17 protein-coding genes are annotated in these 15,802 nt (G+C 69.5%); 8 read left to right on the forward strand and 9 right to left on the reverse strand.

The window, feature by feature from the left end; all coding sequences use genetic code 11:
* The first annotated feature begins 2 nt into the window (after positions 1-2).
* The gene (gene fabI, locus Q8S30_RS18440; RefSeq protein WP_305667485.1) at positions 3-833 is read left to right on the forward strand and encodes an enoyl-ACP reductase FabI; all 831 of its coding nucleotides are present in this window, start codon (positions 3-5) and stop codon (positions 831-833) included.
* Between the two features lie 52 nt (positions 834-885).
* Positions 886-1,137 carry a DUF2188 domain-containing protein gene (locus tag Q8S30_RS18445; RefSeq protein WP_305667486.1) on the forward strand — a complete coding sequence of 84 codons (252 nt, stop codon included), beginning with the start codon at positions 886-888 and terminating at the stop codon, positions 1,135-1,137.
* A gap of 20 nt (positions 1,138-1,157) precedes the next feature.
* Here Q8S30_RS18445 and Q8S30_RS18450 read toward each other — a convergent pair whose 3' ends face one another.
* A complete protein-coding gene (locus Q8S30_RS18450) occupies positions 1,158-1,523 on the reverse strand; it encodes a hypothetical protein (RefSeq protein WP_305667487.1) in 366 nt (121 codons plus the stop codon).
* A gap of 57 nt (positions 1,524-1,580) precedes the next feature.
* Positions 1,581-2,447, reverse strand: a complete 867-nt coding sequence (locus tag Q8S30_RS18455) for an NAD(P)H-binding protein (RefSeq protein WP_305667488.1) — start codon at positions 2,445-2,447, stop codon at positions 1,581-1,583.
* Between the two features lie 103 nt (positions 2,448-2,550).
* On the opposite strand from Q8S30_RS18455, the gene Q8S30_RS18460 reads away from it, so the two are divergent.
* A complete protein-coding gene (locus tag Q8S30_RS18460; protein ID WP_305667489.1) occupies positions 2,551-2,949 on the forward strand; it encodes a helix-turn-helix domain-containing protein in 399 nt (132 codons plus the stop codon).
* Between the two features lie 42 nt (positions 2,950-2,991).
* On the opposite strand, the gene Q8S30_RS18465 is transcribed toward Q8S30_RS18460, so the two are convergent.
* The gene (locus tag Q8S30_RS18465) at positions 2,992-4,224 is read right to left on the reverse strand and encodes an argininosuccinate synthase (protein WP_305667490.1); all 1,233 of its coding nucleotides are present in this window, start codon (positions 4,222-4,224) and stop codon (positions 2,992-2,994) included.
* A 504-nt stretch (positions 4,225-4,728) separates the two neighbouring features.
* Between Q8S30_RS18465 and Q8S30_RS18470 the strand changes: the two genes are divergently transcribed.
* Positions 4,729-5,682: an alpha/beta hydrolase gene (locus Q8S30_RS18470; protein WP_305667491.1), complete on the forward strand. Its 954-nt coding sequence runs from the start codon at positions 4,729-4,731 to the stop codon at positions 5,680-5,682.
* Here the strand turns inward: Q8S30_RS18470 and Q8S30_RS18475 are convergent, their stop codons facing one another.
* The 4 genes from Q8S30_RS18475 to Q8S30_RS18490 form a co-directional block, all read right to left on the reverse strand.
* Positions 5,683-7,188, reverse strand: coding sequence for a tripartite tricarboxylate transporter permease (locus tag Q8S30_RS18475; protein ID WP_305667492.1), 1,506 nt, complete (start codon positions 7,186-7,188; stop codon positions 5,683-5,685).
* Between the two features lie 10 nt (positions 7,189-7,198).
* Positions 7,199-7,675 carry a tripartite tricarboxylate transporter TctB family protein gene (locus Q8S30_RS18480; protein ID WP_305667493.1) on the reverse strand — a complete coding sequence of 159 codons (477 nt, stop codon included), beginning with the start codon at positions 7,673-7,675 and terminating at the stop codon, positions 7,199-7,201.
* Between the two features lie 35 nt (positions 7,676-7,710).
* Positions 7,711-8,727, reverse strand: coding sequence for a tripartite tricarboxylate transporter substrate binding protein (locus Q8S30_RS18485; protein WP_305667494.1), 1,017 nt, complete (start codon positions 8,725-8,727; stop codon positions 7,711-7,713).
* A 67-nt stretch (positions 8,728-8,794) separates the two neighbouring features.
* The gene (locus tag Q8S30_RS18490; protein ID WP_305667495.1) at positions 8,795-9,610 is read right to left on the reverse strand and encodes a GNAT family N-acetyltransferase; all 816 of its coding nucleotides are present in this window, start codon (positions 9,608-9,610) and stop codon (positions 8,795-8,797) included.
* 73 nt (positions 9,611-9,683) lie between these two features.
* Between Q8S30_RS18490 and Q8S30_RS18495 the strand changes: the two genes are divergently transcribed.
* The 4 genes from Q8S30_RS18495 to Q8S30_RS18510 are packed head-to-tail and all read left to right on the forward strand — an operon-like array spanning position 9,684 to position 14,179.
* On the forward strand, positions 9,684-10,709 hold the full coding sequence (locus Q8S30_RS18495) for a Gfo/Idh/MocA family protein (RefSeq protein ID WP_305667496.1): 1,026 nt from the start codon (positions 9,684-9,686) through the stop codon (positions 10,707-10,709).
* Positions 10,710-10,711: 2 nt separating this feature from the next.
* Entirely contained in the window at positions 10,712-11,527 is an 816-nt protein-coding gene (locus tag Q8S30_RS18500; protein ID WP_305667497.1) for a sugar phosphate isomerase/epimerase, read from the forward strand.
* The gene (locus Q8S30_RS18505) at positions 11,524-12,951 is read left to right on the forward strand and encodes a mandelate racemase (RefSeq protein ID WP_305667498.1); all 1,428 of its coding nucleotides are present in this window, start codon (positions 11,524-11,526) and stop codon (positions 12,949-12,951) included. Before Q8S30_RS18500 ends, Q8S30_RS18505 begins: the two co-directional genes overlap by 4 nt.
* 22 nt (positions 12,952-12,973) lie before the next feature.
* On the forward strand, positions 12,974-14,179 hold the full coding sequence (locus tag Q8S30_RS18510) for an amidohydrolase (RefSeq protein WP_305667499.1): 1,206 nt from the start codon (positions 12,974-12,976) through the stop codon (positions 14,177-14,179).
* Here Q8S30_RS18510 and Q8S30_RS18515 read toward each other — a convergent pair.
* A complete protein-coding gene (locus Q8S30_RS18515) occupies positions 14,168-14,734 on the reverse strand; it encodes a DUF2585 domain-containing protein (RefSeq protein WP_304813320.1) in 567 nt (188 codons plus the stop codon). The two genes, Q8S30_RS18510 and Q8S30_RS18515, sit on opposite strands and share 12 nt — an antisense overlap.
* Before the next feature lie 64 nt (positions 14,735-14,798).
* Positions 14,799-15,770: a tripartite tricarboxylate transporter substrate binding protein gene (locus tag Q8S30_RS18520; protein WP_305667500.1), complete on the reverse strand. Its 972-nt coding sequence runs from the start codon at positions 15,768-15,770 to the stop codon at positions 14,799-14,801.
* Between the last annotated feature and the right edge of the window lie 32 nt (positions 15,771-15,802).

The raw sequence follows: 15,802 nt of genomic DNA on the forward strand, positions 1-15,802 counted from the left end.
TCATGCTCCCCCTCATGCATAACAAGCGCGGCCTCGTCATGGGCGTCGCCAACCAGAACTCGATCGCCTGGGGCATCGCGCGCACGCTCCATGCCCATGGCGCGCAGATGGCCTTCACCTATCAGGGCGAGGCGCTGGGCAAGCGCGTGAAGCCGCTGGCGCAGAGCATCGGCTCGACGCTGGTGCTGCCCTGCGATGTCGAGGACATCGCCACGGTGGACGCAACCTTCGCCGCGCTGGACGAGGCCTGGGGCGGCGAACCGGAGCGCAACACACTCGACTTCATCGTCCATGCCATCGGCTTCTCCGACAAGAACGAGCTCAAGGGCCTCTACGCCGACACCAGCCGCGAAAACTTCTCGCGCACCATGGTGATCTCCTGCTTCTCCTTCACGGAGGTTGCCAAGCGCGCCGCGCAGCGCATGCCCCATGGCGGTAGCATGATCACGCTGACCTATGGCGGCTCGACCCGGATCATGCCGAACTACAATGTCATGGGTGTCGCCAAGGCGGCGCTGGAGGCGAGCGTGCGCTATCTCGCCGGCGATTTCGGGCCGCGCGGCGTCCGTGTGAACGCGCTCTCTCCCGGGCCGGTGCGGACGCTGGCCGGCGCCGGCATTTCCGATGCGCGGGCGATGTATTCCTGGCAGCGGGCCAACTCGCCGTTGCGCAAATCGGTCTCGCTCGACGAGATCGGCGGCTCGGCGCTGTACTACCTGTCGGATCTGTCGGGCGGCGTCACCGGCGACATCCACCATGTCGATGCCGGTTACCACATCACCTCCATGCCGGTGCTCGACGGCTTGCGGGCCGCCGACGAGGGCGGGGAGTAGGGAACTCCTCGCCGGGCCTGGGGTTCTCCTTCATTCAGCAAGGAGACTCAGCATGGTCACGGTCAGGTATGAAATCGTCGAGCATGATGGCGGCTGGGCCTACAAGGCCGGCGGCGCCATCTCGGAGACGTACCCCACGCATGATGCGGCGCTGAAAGCCGCCAACGCCGCCGCCGCCCGCCAGACGCTGGCCGGAACGACCGATGGCATCGTCTATCAGGACAAGGACGGGCAGTGGCACGAGGAACTCGCTGACGGCCGCGACCGGCCGGCGACGCGGGTGGTGGACGAGCCGTCCGCCTGAGGCGGGTCGGCCGCCCGGGCTCAGCGCGCGGTGAAGAAGGTCAGCAGAACCTTGTCGTTCTCGCCGAGCAGGCAGAGGAAGCGCCGCGGCTTGTCCGAGCGGTCGGTCCGCAGATAGGCCTCGGCCATAATGATCCGCGTCACCGGCGTGTCCTCCACCTTCGTCTCCGAGACGGCGATCGTCGCGCCGTCCTCATCGACATAGATGTCCTTGATCTCGGGCTCCCGCGCCGAGAGCGTGCTCAGCGCGGCGTTCTTGCACAGCGCAACCGACGGCGAGGCCGGCTTTTCGGCCTGAGCGCCCGAAGTCGGCCCCGCGGTCTGGGCCTGGGCGGACGGAGCGATCAGGCAAGCCGCGAGCAGCGCGGTCTGGGCGAAGCGGATCATGTCGAACCTCTCGGGAGTGGATGCTGTCCAACGCCCGAGAGGTCGATTGGTTCTCGCTCAGCCGCGCAGGGCCTCGGCGATCGTCGTCGCGAAGGGTGTCGTCGGGCGGCCGATCAGGCGCGAGAGCGCACGGCTCTCGTCGTTCAGCGCGTCCTTGGCGGCAGCCGCGTCGGAATCCGCGAGCAGGGAGGCGAGCCCCTCGGGCAGGCCCGCGCCCAGCAGCGCCCCGCGATAATCGGCCTCGGGCATGTCGACATAAGGGACCGTCTTCCCGGCCTGGCGCGACAGCTCTGCCGCGAACTCGGCCAGGGAATAGGACGCGTCGCCGGCCAGTTCATGCAGGACGCGAGGCCCCTGATCGCCGATCAGCGCAACCGCGGCAGCTTCAGCATAGTCGGCTCGCGAGGCGCTCGCGATACGGCCGTCACCGGCGCTGCCGATCAGCGCGCCATGAGCGAGCGCGGGCGGGATCGAGGCGGCGTAGTTCTCCGTGTACCAACCGTTCCGCAGCAGGCTGTGCGGCAGGCCGGACTCGACCAGCGCCGTCTCGGTCTGGCGGTGCTCTTCGGCGAGGCCCAGCGGCGAGATGTCAGCACGCAGCACGCTCGTATAGGCGATGCGGGCGACACCGACCTGCTTGGCGGCCGCAATCGCATTGCGGTGCTGGGCCAGGCGCTGGCCGATCGCGTTGGACGAGATCAGCAGCAGCCGCTCGACGCCGGCGAACGCCGCTTCGAGCGAAGCCGGCTGATCATAGTCGCCCGCGCGGATGACGACACCAGCGGGAAACAGCCCGGCGGCCCGGGCGGGGTCGCGGACGATGGCCACGACGGCGGCGGCGCCGACGCGCGCTGCGAGGGTGGCGACCGCGAGGCGGCCGAGCTGGCCGCTGGCGCCGGTCACGGCATAAAGAGGATGGGACATGGAACTCTCCGGTCTCTTGTGGTAACTCAGTCTCAGATAGAGACTGGTCGGCCTCGCCGGAAGACGGCACTTTCGCGTCACCAGGTTACTGTGGAGGAACCCTATGGACGCTTGTGTGGAACTCGGCGCCAAATTCGAGCTCTGGCAGACAGCGGGTCTTGATCCCAATCGCTGCCCGGTCCGCGGGCTGCTGGACCAGATCGGCAACCGCTGGTCGACCCTGATGATCTGTGCGCTCGCGGTCGGGCCCCGGCGCTTCAGCGCGCTGCATCGCCTGATCCCGGACATCTCCAAGCGGATGCTGACGCAGACCCTGCGGACCCTGGAGGCGGATGGCCTCGTCCATCGCGACGTCCAGCCCACCGTCCCGCCCAGCGTCACCTATTCGCTGACGCCGCTCGGGCGCAGCTTCGCCGGCCCGCTGCTCGGCCTCGTCGAATGGGCGGAGACGCATTTTCCGGCGGTGCTGCAGACGCGGGCGGAAACGAAAAGGGCCGCCTAAGGGGCGGCCCGTGATCGCGTCGTCTAAGTCCGGAAGCCTAGCTCAGAGGCCGAGCTTCTTCTTGCGCTGGCCGAGCGTGCGCAGGCGCAGCGCGTTCAGCTTGATGAAGCCGGCGGCGTCGCGATGGTCGTAAGCCACGGCGCCTTCCTCGAAGGTGACGAGGTCCTGGTCGTAGAGCGAGTAGGGGCTCGAGCGGCCCACGACATGGACGCCGCCCTTGTAGAGCTTGAGGCGGACCTGGCCCGCGACGAACTCTTGGCTCTTGTCGATCAGCGCCTGCAGCATCTCGCGCTCGGGTGAGAACCAGAAGCCGTTGTAGATCAGCTCGGCATATTGCGGCATGATCTGGTCCTTGAGATGGGCAGCGCCGCGGTCGAGGGTGATCGACTCGATGGCGCGGTGCGCGACGGCCAGGATCGTGCCGCCGGGCGTCTCGTACATGCCGCGCGACTTCATGCCGACGAAGCGGTTCTCGACCAGATCGAGCCGGCCGATGCCGTTGTCGCGGCCGAGATCGTTGAGCTTGGCCAGCAGCGTCGCCGGCGACATCTTCACGCCGTCGATCGCGCAGGCGTCGCCGGTTTCGAAGTCGACAGTGATGTAGGTCGGCTTGTCGGGCGCATCCTCGGGCGAGATCGTGCGCGAATAGACGTAGTCGGGCACCTCCTGCGCCGGATCCTCGAGAACCTTGCCCTCGGAGGACGCATGCAGAAGGTTGGCGTCGACCGAGAACGGCGCCTCGCCGCGCTTGTCCTTGGCGATCGGGATCTGGTGCTGCTCGGCGAAGCTGATCAGCGCGGTGCGGCTGGTCAGTTCCCATTCGCGCCAGGGGGCGATGATCTTGATGTCCGGCTTCAGCGCGTAATAGGACAGTTCGAAGCGGACCTGGTCGTTGCCCTTGCCGGTCGCGCCATGGGACACGGCATCGGCGCCGACCTGCTCCGCGATCTCGATCTGGCGCTGGGAGATCAGCGGCCGGGCGATCGAGGTGCCGAGCAGGTACATCCCCTCATACAGCGCGTTCGCCCGGAACATCGGGAAAACGAAGTCCTTCACGAAGGTCTCGCGCAGGTCGTCGACGAAGATGTTCTCGGGCTTGATGCCGAGCAGCAGCGCCTTGTCGCGCGCCGGGCCCAGTTCCTCGCCTTGGCCGAGATCGGCGGTGAAGGTCACCACCTCGCAGTTATAGGTGGTCTGTAGCCACTTCAGGATCACGCTGGTGTCGAGCCCGCCGGAATAGGCGAGCACAACCTTCTTCACGTCCTTGACGCGCATCTGGGGTCCCCTGGTCGGCCGGGGCCGGCAGCTTGCGCCACCCCCCGGGAAAGGGGGCGGAACATGCCGGTCCTGCCGCCGCGGGGCAAGGGAGCTTCTGCCGCTCTGCGGCGGGGGAGCTTCTGCCGCTCTGCGGCGGGGGAGCTTCTGCCGCTCTGCGGCGGGGGAGCTTCTGCCGCTCCGCGGCGGGGGAGCTTCTGCCGCTCCGCGGCGGGGGAGCTTCTGCCGCTCCGCGGCGGGGGAGCTTCTGCCGCTCCGCGGCGGGGAGTTTCTGCCGCTCCGCGGCGGGGAGTTTCTGCCGCTCCGCGGCGGGGAGTTTCTGCCGCTCCGCGGCGGGGAGTTTCTGCCGCTCCGCGGCGGGGGACCTGCGGCATGATTCTCGCTGGACAGACCGGGAGCGGTCTGGTTCCATTCGATCACAGCATGTTGAAGAGTCTTTCCGTCTTCGCGCTAAGCCTCTGTTCCCTGGTCCTGGGCGGGGCGGTGGCACATGCCCAGCCAGCCTTGCTGGACTCCAGCAGGGTTCCCCATGTGGGCGAAGGCGGCCGGGCCGATTATCGCCAGTTCCTGATGCAGCCCACCCCCCGCGCCTATGCGCTGGCCCGCAACGGCGCCTGGGGCTGGGCCGCGGCCATCGACAACGATACCGAGGCCACGGCGCAGCGGGCGCTGGCCAATTGTGCCGCCTATGGCGGCAGCGATTGCCGGATCTATGCGCAGGATCTGGCCGTGGTGTGGCCGGACGCGGCGACGCCCGCACCCATCGCCCCCACCGCGCCCCTGGCCGCCGGGCCCGGCTGGTCGCTGGTGCCGGATGAGCGTTTCCTGTGGCAGGGCGCGCAGGCGGCGCGCGGCGCCTATCTCTGGGCGCATGGCCGCGCCGCCGGCGGCGCCGACAGCCGCGGCAGCCAGCCGCAGCCACATGCCCGCGCCTTCAACAATGCCGGCTACGACGTGCTGCGCCTGGACCGGGACCCGGAGACGGATGAGACGGAGGCCGGCGCCGCACGCATGCGCCTGGCCCTCGCCGAGCTGCGCGCCCGCGGCTATGCCCGCGTGGTGGCTGCCGGGCAGTCCCGCGGCGCCTGGGATGCGCTGTCTGCGCTGGACGCGCCGGGCCGCGCGGATGCCGTCATCGCCATCGCCCCCGCCGCCCATGGCCCGACCGGCAGCCCGGCCCATGAATGGGCGCTGCGCGATCTGTCCCGCATCATCGACGCGGCGCGGGCGCCAACGACGCGGGTGGCGATTGCCACCTTCACCGGCGATGAATACGCCCCGGACCCGCCCGGCCGCGCCGCCGCCTTCGCGCGCCTCGCGCCGCGCACCGGCGCCTTGCTGGTGCTGGACCGGCCAGCGGGGCTGGAAGGCCATGGCGCGGGCGGCGATGGCCGCTTCACCCTGCGCTACGCCGCCTGCCTGTTGGAGTTTGCGGAGGGGCGGCGCGCGGGCTGCTGATTACGCCGGGCGCCGCCGGAACACCCCCATCACCCGCGGCACGAAGCCCGGTATCGCCCAGGCCACCGCAAGCAGCGTCAGCACGCACAGCGCCATGCTGATCGGCCGCGTGAAGAAGGGCGAGATGTCGCCTCCGGTCAGCACCAGGCCGCGCAGCAGGTTCTTGTCCAGCAGATCGCCCAGCACGATGCCGAGCACCAGCGGCGCCATCGGGAAGCGCAGCTCCCGCAGGATGAAGCCGACCAGCCCGGCGCCCAGCATCACCCAGATGTCGAACAGCCGCGAGGTGATGGCAAAGGCCCCCACCGTGCACAGCGTGAAGACGATGGGCATGAGGCGGGAGCGCGGGATCAGCAGCACCCACAGCAGCGGCTTCACCAGGATCAGCCCATAGACCAGCTTCACCATATCCGCGATCACCAGCATGGCGACGATCTGGTAGATGAATTCCGGCGCGGTGATCGCCAGCATCGGCCCGGGATTCAGCCCGTGGATCATCATCGCCGCCATCAGCACCGCCGCTGGCGCCGAACCTGGCACCGCCAGGGTCAGCACCGGGATGATGGCGCCGGGCACACAGGCGCTCTCGCCCGTCTCGGCCGCCATCAGCCCCTCGACGCTGCCCTTGCCGTACAGCTCCTTTTCCTTGGAGGCGCGCTTCGCCGCGGCGTAGCTGGTCCAGGCGGCGATATCCTCCCCCAGCCCCGGCATGGCGCCGATGAAGGTGCCGAGCGCGCCGGAGCGCAGGATGGTGCGCCAATACTGCGTCACGTCACGGATGCGCGGGATGACGCTGTCGATCTTGCTGGAGACCGCGCGCACCGCAGGGCCGCGCATGGCGTTCAACACCTCGGACACGCCGAAGACGCCGACCAGCACGGGCAGCAGGCCAAGGCCGCCGGCAAGGTCCGGATTGCCGAAGGCGAAGCGGGGATAGGCGTGGTTGGTCTCCTGCCCGATGGTCGCCACCAGCAGGCCGAGGAAGCCGGCGATGTAGCCCTTCAGCGGATCGCCGCCCGAAAGGCTGCCGGCGATGACGATGCCGAACAGCGCCACCCAGAACATCTCGTAGCTGCCGAATTGCAGGGCGAATTCGCCGAAGCTCGGCGCGAACATCGCCAGGATCAGCGTGCCGAACAACGTGCCGCACCAGGAGCCGAGGGTGGAGATGCCCATCGCCCGCCCGGCCAGCCCCTGCTTGGCCAGCGGAAAGCCATCCAGCGTCGAGGCCGCGGAAGCCGGCGTGCCCGGAATGTTCAGCAGGATGGCGGAGCGGCTGCCGCCATAGATCGCGCCGACATAGACGCAGACCAGCACCAGCATGGCCACCTGCGGCCCCATGGTGAAGGTCAGCGTGGTCAGCAGCGCGACGCCCATGGTGGCTGTCAGCCCCGGCAGCGCGCCGACGATGATGTCGATCAGCACCGCCCAAAGGGCATGGAAGATGGCGCCGCCTTGCAGCACATGGGCGAAGCCGTCGCCCAGCATCGTGATCGGGTTGTTCAAGAGGCTGCTCTCACGGTAGCCGCACGAGGAAGATCCGCTCGAAGACCAGCGTCACCAGGCCGCCGGTGGCCAGGGCCAGCACCGCCGCCTCCACCAGCCGCCGCACCCGCCCGACCGGCCCCGCCGGCCATTCGAAGGCGGCGGTGAAGGCGAAGACGAACAGCGAGGTCGCCATCCAGAACGGCACCCGCCCCACCAGCACACCCGCATACAGCACGCCGAGCAGGGCTGCGGTGCCGAGCTGGCGCGCATCCTCCCCGCTCCAGGCGCGGGATTGCGGCGCGCCGGCCTTCAGCGCGCCACGCCTGATGGCGCGCAGGCCGAGCAGCACGGAAAGCACCGCCAGCACGGTCGCATGGAAGCCCGGCACGATGCCGGGCGCGGTCAGGCCGGTGCCGGATTGCTCGACGAAGCTCGGCATCCGCCAGGCCAGTGCCATCACGCCCAGGCCGATGGCCAGCAGCACCGCCGCCGTCGCGAGGTCCACCCGCGGCGGCAACGGTTCGCGGTCGCTGTTTCCGCTCAAAGCCGGGCGATGCCCAGTGTGTCGGGGCTGACCTGCGCCTTGCCGCCATCGAAATACAGCCAAGCCGTTTGGCGCACCATCTTCCACGCCTCGTCATAGGCGTTCTGGCCATGCAGCGGTGCGAAGACGGCGGCGCGCTGGTTGGCGTAGTCCTTCAGCCGCTGGCTGTTGGCGATCTTGTCCGCCCAGACCTGGTTCATGGTGGTGATGACGTTGTCCGGCACGCCCTTCGGGGTCCAGATGCCGAAATAGTTCAGCGGCGCCGGGATGTCGGACAGCCAGCGGCGGATCGAGGGGATCTCGCCAACGCCCTGCAGGGTCACGGCCTGTTCGGATTGCACGGCCAGCGGCACCAGGCGGCGGGCACGGATCATCTCGGCGGCTTCCACCAGCAGCACGGCGCCCATCGGCGTCTCCCCGCTGACGGTCGCGATCATCGCCGGGTTTCCGCCATCATAGGTGGCGTGGCGATACTGCACCTGCGTCGCCGCGCGGATCGCCTCCATCATGTTGTGCCCGGCGGAGGAGACGCCGGCGGTGGCGACGGAGGTATTGGCGCCGCGCGCGCGGAACGCCTCCATCGCCGCGCCGAAGTCGCGGATATTGGCGGCGGGGTTGGCGACCAGCACATTCACATTGGCCACCGCGAAATACAGGTTCCAGTCCTTCAGCTGCGTATCCAGCAGGCCGAGCACCTTGTAGCAGCCGACATCGACGGCAGCCCCCGCGGCCCAGGTCATGCCATCCTTCGCCGCTTCCAGCGCATTGCGCGTGCCGATGGAGCCGGAGGCGCCGGGCTGGTTCACCACCACGAAGCGCTGGCCCAGCGCGGCCTCCAGCTCCGTCGCGACGATGCGCGCCATCTGGTCGGTGGACCCGCCAGCGGCCCAGGGCACGATGACCGTCACCGGCCGGTCCGGCCGCCAGCCGGCCTGCGCCTGCACGAGCGACGGCGCCGCGAGGCCCGCACCGGCCGCTGCCAGAATTGTCCTGCGGGTGATCGAGATGGTCATGCCTGCCTCCCTGGATGATGGTAACCCATCGGTTACCGGGGATGGTGGAACCGGCTGGCGGGTGCCGTCAACCGAACTCCGGGCCGGCTAGAACAAAACTCTTGCCGGTCTGCGCCGGGGGCATCGGGCCTACCGCCATGCGGGTGAAGGGCCGCTGCTTCATGCCGCCCGCCGCGGCGAGGCCAGCGCAGAATTCCTCCGCCGCATCCGGCACGTCCAGCACCACGGGGCCGCCGAGCGCGGCCTGGGCCGTGGCCAGCAGCGCCAGCGCGGTGGCGGCATCGCGCGCCACCAGCGGACCGATCTGCGGCGTGCGCAGCCCGTCCCGGGCCAGCACGAAGCCGCCGGGCGCAACCAGGGCGGCCCGCGGCAGGCGTTGCGCGAAGCCGTGCAGCAGCGGCGCGCGCGGCGCGCCGAAGGCCGCAAGATCCTGTGCCAGCACCTCCGGCCAATCCGCCGCCTGCATCGGCCGCACCGGGATGGCCCCCGTTGGCAATGCCGCGGGCAGCAGCCAGCGGGCGAAGCCGAAGACATCGGTGAAGCCGAGCGGGCCATAAACCTCACGCCCCGCCGGCGTCGCATCCAGCGCGACCGTCAGGCCGGGCCGCGCATCCATCGCCCAGCGCAGCAACGCGCTGGCCAGGCCACGGCGGCGCTGGTCCGGCCGCACCAGCACCATGGAGATCCAGGCGAGACCGGGACCATAGGGCAGCAGCGCGGCGCTGGCCGCCAGCGCGTCATCCGCGCCATCCTCCAGCACGCGCACCTGGCCGTGGTCCAGGAAGAAGGCCCAGTCGGCCGCAACCTGGTTCCAGCCGACGGCAGCAGACAAGGCGGCGGCGCGTGGCAGATCCTCGGGCACCCCGGCGCGGAATTCGAACATGCCGAAAGGCTCGCGCGCGCGCCGTGCAGGGTCAAGCGCTTGACCGCGTGACGATGGCCTGCGGAGATGGCGCATGACCCGCCTGCTGCTCCTCGGCTGCGGCGCCTTCGGGCGCATCCATCTGGCGGCGCTGGCGCGGCTCGGCTTCGATCTGGGGCAGGAAGTGGCGGTTCTGGAGCCGGATGCGGCGATGCGGGCCGCCGCCCCGCCCGGCACGCGCTTCGTGCAGGGGCTGGACGCCGGTTTGCGCGATTGCGATGCCGCGATCATCGCCACGCCACCCGCCACCCATGCGACGCTGGCGGAAGCGGTGCTGCGCGCCGGGCGTGACCTGTTCCTGGAAAAGCCGGCGACCGAGACCGCCGCGCAATCCGCCGCGCTGCATGAACTGGCCACCGGGCGCATCGTGCAGCTAGGCCTGTATTTCCGCTTCCATCCGAAGGCGCAGGCGATCCATCGCCTGGCCCGCGCCGGCGACTTCGGGCGCATCCATCATCTGTCCGCGCGCATGTCCGGGCTGAAGCGCGCCCGCGGCGATTCCGGCGCGTTGCTGAATGACGCTGTGCATTTCGCCGACCTGCTGCCCTGGATCGCCGGCGAGGCGCCGAGCCACGTCTTCGCCACGCTGTCGGACCCGCTGGGCCGTGGGCGGGAGGATCTGGCGGTGATCCAGCTTCGCTTCCCGTCCGGCGCCACCGCGCTGATCGAGGCCGGCTGCGTGCTGCCCGGCGAACACGCCGACGCCGTCGTGCCGGGCGCCGAGACGCGCAAGCTGCTCGCCGTGGCCGGCAATGCCGCGCTGGCGGAGGTGGATTTCATGGCGGAGACGCTGCGCCTGCGCCGTGGCGCGCATCACCCGGCCCGGCGGAACGACCCGGGCGGCGCCTGGCTGCCGGACCATGCGCCGGCCGAGGATCTCGGCGCTGGCGCGCTGGACCCGGTGGGGGTGGTGGCGGCGCAGCTCTCGGCGTTTCTGCAAGCGGTACGGACGCGCGTGAATCACGGCCCGGATCTTCACGAAGGCGGGGTGCTGCCGCTTCGCATACTGGACGCCGCACGGCGATCCGCGCATGGGATGCGGGTGGAGGAACTGACCTGAACATGCGAATTTCATTGTGCAATGAAGTCATTGCGGCGCTGCCCTTCGTGCAACAGGCGAAGCTGGCCGCCGCACTGGGCTATGACGGGCTCGAAGTGGCGCCCTTCACCCTGGATGCGGAGGCGCCGCATCTGCTGCCCGCCGCGAAGCGCGCGGAGCTGCGGCGCATCGCCGCGGAGGAAGGCGCGCCGATCACATCGCTGCATTGGTTGCTGGTAGCGCCCGCGGGCCTGTCCATCACCACCGCCGATCCCGCCACGCGCCAGCGCACGCTGGACGTGATGCAGCGCCTCGTGGGCCTCGCCGCCGATCTCGGCGCGACGCTGCTGGTGCATGGCTCGCCGAAGCAGCGGCATGTGGCGGCAGGTGGCGACGGGGCGCGGGCGGAGGAAGCGATGGCGCGGGCCGGTGGCTGGGCCGCGCAACATGACCTCACCTATTGCCTGGAACCGCTGGATGCGGGCCAGACAAACTGGGCACGCACGGTGGCGGAGGCGGTGGAGATCGTCACGCGCCTCGATGTGCCGGGGCTGGCCACCATGCTGGACGTCAGCGCCGCCGGGAATGGCGAGCAGGACAGCGCGGCCGCCCTGCTGCGCCGCTTCATCCCGACCGGCCGCATCGCGCATGTGCATCTGAACGACCGCAACCGCCGCGGGCCGGGCCAGGGCCGCGACAGCTTCCGCCCGGTCTTCGATGCGCTGATCGATTCGCGCTATTCCGGCTTCTGTGCGGTGGAGCCTTTCGACTACCATCCGGATGGCGCCACCAGCGCCGCACGCGCCATCGGCTATCTGCGAGGAATCCTGGAAGAATGACTCTCCGCTTCTCGCTGCTGGAAACCCAGCGCTTCGAATGGCCCTTCACGCTGCGCCTGCCTTTCCGCTTCGGCGTCATCACGGTGACGCAGGGACGGCAGGCGGTGATCCGCGCGCGGATCCGGCTGGAGGATGGCAGCGAGGCCTGGGGCGTGGCGGCGGAGACGCTGGCGGCCAAATGGTTCGACAAGGACCCGAAGCTGTCCGACGCGCAGAATGAACAGCAATTGCGCCGTGCGCTGGAACTGGCCACGGAAGCCAGCCTGGCCGCCGGCGCCGACACCGCCTTTGGCCATTTCGCCAACAGCTACACGGCCCTGGCCGCGGCGGCGGCGGAGGAGGCGCTGAACCCGCTGGTCGCCAGCTATGGCCGCGCGCTGCTCGATCGCGCCATGCTGGATGCGGTGCTGAAGGCCAAGGGCGTGTCCTTCTGGACCGGCATGCGCGGCAATATCGGCGGCATGGCGCCGCATGCGGTGGCCCCCGACCTCGCCGGATTCGATTTCGCCGGAATGCTCGCGGGCCAGGCGCCGCTGCAACGGCTGCATGCGCGGCATACCGTGGGGCTGGTGGACCCGATCACCGCCGGCGACCAGGACACACGGGTGAATGACAGCCTGCCGGAGACGCTGGAGGAAGTGGCGTCGGGCTACGGCCATCGCTACTGGAAGCTGAAGGTCGGCGGCAACGTCACGGAGGATGTGGAACGGCTTTGCCGCATCGCCGGCGTGCTCGACCGCGCCCATGGCGGCTACCACGCCAGCCTCGATGGCAACGAACAATATGAGGATGCGGAAGGCGCGCTGGCGCTGTGGCGCGCCATGCAGGCGGAACCGCGGCTGGATCGGCTGTGCCGCTCCATCCTGTATATCGAACAGCCGGTGAAGCGTGCGCGCGCGTTGGAGACCGGGATGGCGGCGCTGGCCGCGGAACGGCCCGTCATCATCGATGAAAGCGACGGCCCGCTGGATGCCTTCGTCACCGCTCGTGCGCTGGGCTATGCGGGCGTCTCCTCCAAATCCTGCAAGGGCGTGTGGCGGTCCTTCATCAACCTGGCGCGCTGTCGCGCCTGGAATGCGGAGGAGCAGCGGGAGCGCTACTTCATGTCGGCCGAGGATCTCACCACGCTTGCGGGCGTCTGCGTGCAGCAGGATCTGGCGCTGGTGGCGCTGCTCGGCCTGCCGCATGTCGAACGCAACGGGCATCATTTCATCGATGGCTTCTCGGGCCGCCCGAAGGCGGAGGCCTACGCCTTTCTGGAAGCGCATCCGGGCCTCTATGCCGATACCGCGCATGGTCCGCGGCTGGCCATCCGTGACGGGATGCTGGATATCGGCAGCCTGGAAACGCCGGGCCTCGGTGCGACGCTGGAGCCTGATGTCACCGCGATGGCGCCGATGGCCAAGGCCGCCTGGCCGAACTGAACTGCCGAACTGGAGAGACTTGATGCGCCAGGACATCCTCGACGCGATCCGCGCCTATGAGCCCGAGTTGAAGGAGATCCGCCAGGACATCCACCGCCACCCGGAAACCCGTTTCGAGGAACATCGCACCGCCGCCCTGGTGGCGACGAAGCTGCGCGAATGGGGGATCGAGGTGACGGAGGGCATCGGCGGCACCGGCGTGGTCGGCACGCTGAAGGGCGCCCGCCCCGGGAAGCGCGCCATCGGGCTGCGCGCCGACATGGATGCGCTGTTCATCCAGGAGGAGAACGACTTCGCGCATGCCTCCATCGTGCCGGGGAAGATGCATGCCTGCGGGCATGACGGGCACACCACCATGCTGCTCGGCGCCGCGCGCTACCTGGCCGGCAAGCCGGATTTCGCCGGCACCGTGCAGTTCATCTTCCAGCCGGCGGAGGAAGCCGGCACCGGGGCGCCGGCGATGATCAAGGATGGGCTGTTCGATCGCTTTCCCGTCGATGCCGTCTATGGCCTGCACAACTCGCCGGGCCTCGCGGTCGGCAGCTTCGCGACGCGGCCGGGGCCGATGCTGGCGGGGGCCGATTTCTGGGGCGTGGAGTTCCACGGCACCGGCGGCCATGGCGGCGCCGCGCCGCATCTGGCGACCGATGCGACGGTGGTGCTCGGCCAGTTCCTGATGGCGGTGCACACCATCCTGCCGCGCAACCTGAAGCCCACCGCCAGCGCCGCGCTTTCCGTCGGCCATGTCGCGGGCGGCAGCTTCGATTCGCCCAATGTCATGCCCGCCAAGGTCATCGTGCGCGGCACGGCGCGGTATTTCGAGAAGAGCGACCAGGCCATCATCCGCACCCGCCTGCAGACACTGGCGGAGACGCTGGCCGCGGCGCAGGGCTGCACCGCGACCTTCACCTATGTGCCGCTCTGCCCGCCGACCGTGAATGCGGCGGAGAAGCTGCCGGTGGCGATCGCCGCCGCCGCGGCGGTGGTCGGTGCGGACAAGGTGGGCGAGGTCGGCCTGAGCACCGGTGGCGAGGATTTCGCCTTCATGCTGCAGGAAAAGCCCGGCGTCTTCATGCGGATCGGCAATGGCATGAAGGCCGATGGCAGCTTCCACAACGTCCATACGCCACAATACGACTTCAACGACGAGATCCTGGGCCTCGGTGCCGCCTATTGGGCAAGCCTGGTGCATCAGGAGCTGAACTGGGCGGAGCAGCTACCTGGCTGATTGCCACTCCTTCACGGCCTCGATCGGCCAGAGCAGCATCAGCACGTTGAGGGTGAGGTTGTCGCGGATCACCAGCGCGACACCCACCTCCATCACCACCAGCAGCGCGACGCTGGCCCAGACCGGCAGTCGCGCCGCGAGCGCGAAACCCACCCACATGGCGACGATGTCCATGGTCGAGTTCAGGACGCTGTCGCCGAAATAATCCAGTGCGATCGTCGCCTCGCGGTAGTGGCGGATCACCGCATCGGTGTTCTCGACGATCTCCCACCCCGCCTCGATCACCGTGGCGATCACGGCGCGCGGCAGCAGGCCGAGGCGGCGCGCCACCAGGTGCAGGGCGGCGTAGAAGATCAGCCCATGCGCGATGTGGGACGGCGTGTACCAATCCGAGATGTGCTGCGAATTCTCGGCGCTGATCACATCGCCATGCCAGAGCCTGATGCTGCCACATTTGCAGATCGGCTCCCGCCCCATGGCCAGCAGGATCAGCGCCGTGGCAGCCAGCAGGCCGAGCAGGATGGCAAACCACGCCCAGCGGGGCAGCGAACGCATGTCGTGAAAGCCTTGATGGATGCGGCCGCAGCCTGACGATGCTGCGGCCGCCGTCAAGGCGCGCTCAGTTCACGGTGATCCGCGCTTCCCGCACCACGCGGCCCCATTTCGCCGTCTCGTCGCGCATGGTGGCGGCAAGCTCGGCGGGGGTGGAGGTGACCGCCTCGGCGCCGGCCGCGCGCAGCCGCTGCTGCACGCCGGGTTCGGCCAGAATTTCCCGCAGCACGGCGGAGAGACGCTCCGTCGTGGCCGCGGGCAGGCCGGCAGGCGCCATCACGGCGCCCCAGGAGGTGGCCTGCGCCTCCGCCAGCCCGGCTTCGGCAAAGGTCGGCAGGTCCGGCAGCAGGGTGGAGCGGCGCGGCCCAGTCACCGCCAGCGCGCGCACGCGCCCGCCCTGGATCTGGCCCAGCGCGGAGGGAAGCTGGTCCAGCATCACCTGCACATTGCCGGCCACCGTATCGTTCAGCGCCGGCGCGCTGCCGCGATAGGGCACGTGCTGCATCTCGACCCGCGCCACCAGCTTGAACAGCTCCGGCACCAGATGGGTGGAGGAGCCATTGCCGCCCGAGCCGTAGGACAGCGCGCCGGGCCGCGCCCGCAGCAGCGCCAGGAACTCCGCCAGGTTCTGCGCGGGGACGGAGGGATTGACGATCAGCACATGGTCGGTGGCAAACGCCATGCCGATCGGCGTGAGGTCGGTGGCCGGGTTGAAGCCCATATTGGTGTAGAGATGCGGGTTGATGGTCAGCGTGCCCGTCGTGCCCATCAGGATGGTGGTGCCATCCGCCGCGCTGCGCACCACATTCTCGACGCCCACATTGCCGCCGGCGCCGGTGCGGTTTTCCACCGTCACCGCCTGGCCCAGCTTGTCCTGCATCCGGTCGGCGATGACACGCGCCACCACATCCGTGGCGCCACCTGGCGGGAAGGGCACGACGAAACGCAGCGGCCGCGTCGGCGCCCAGCCCTGGGCCAGCGCCGGGGTTGCGAGTGCCGTGCCGAGCAGGGCGCGCCGTGTGAGGCGGAATCCGTTCATTCTTGTCTCTCCCGTTATTCTTGTTGATTCAG

Source organism: Frigidibacter sp. (assembly GCF_030695035.1).
Classification (GTDB): domain Bacteria; phylum Pseudomonadota; class Alphaproteobacteria; order Rhodobacterales; family Rhodobacteraceae; genus Frigidibacter.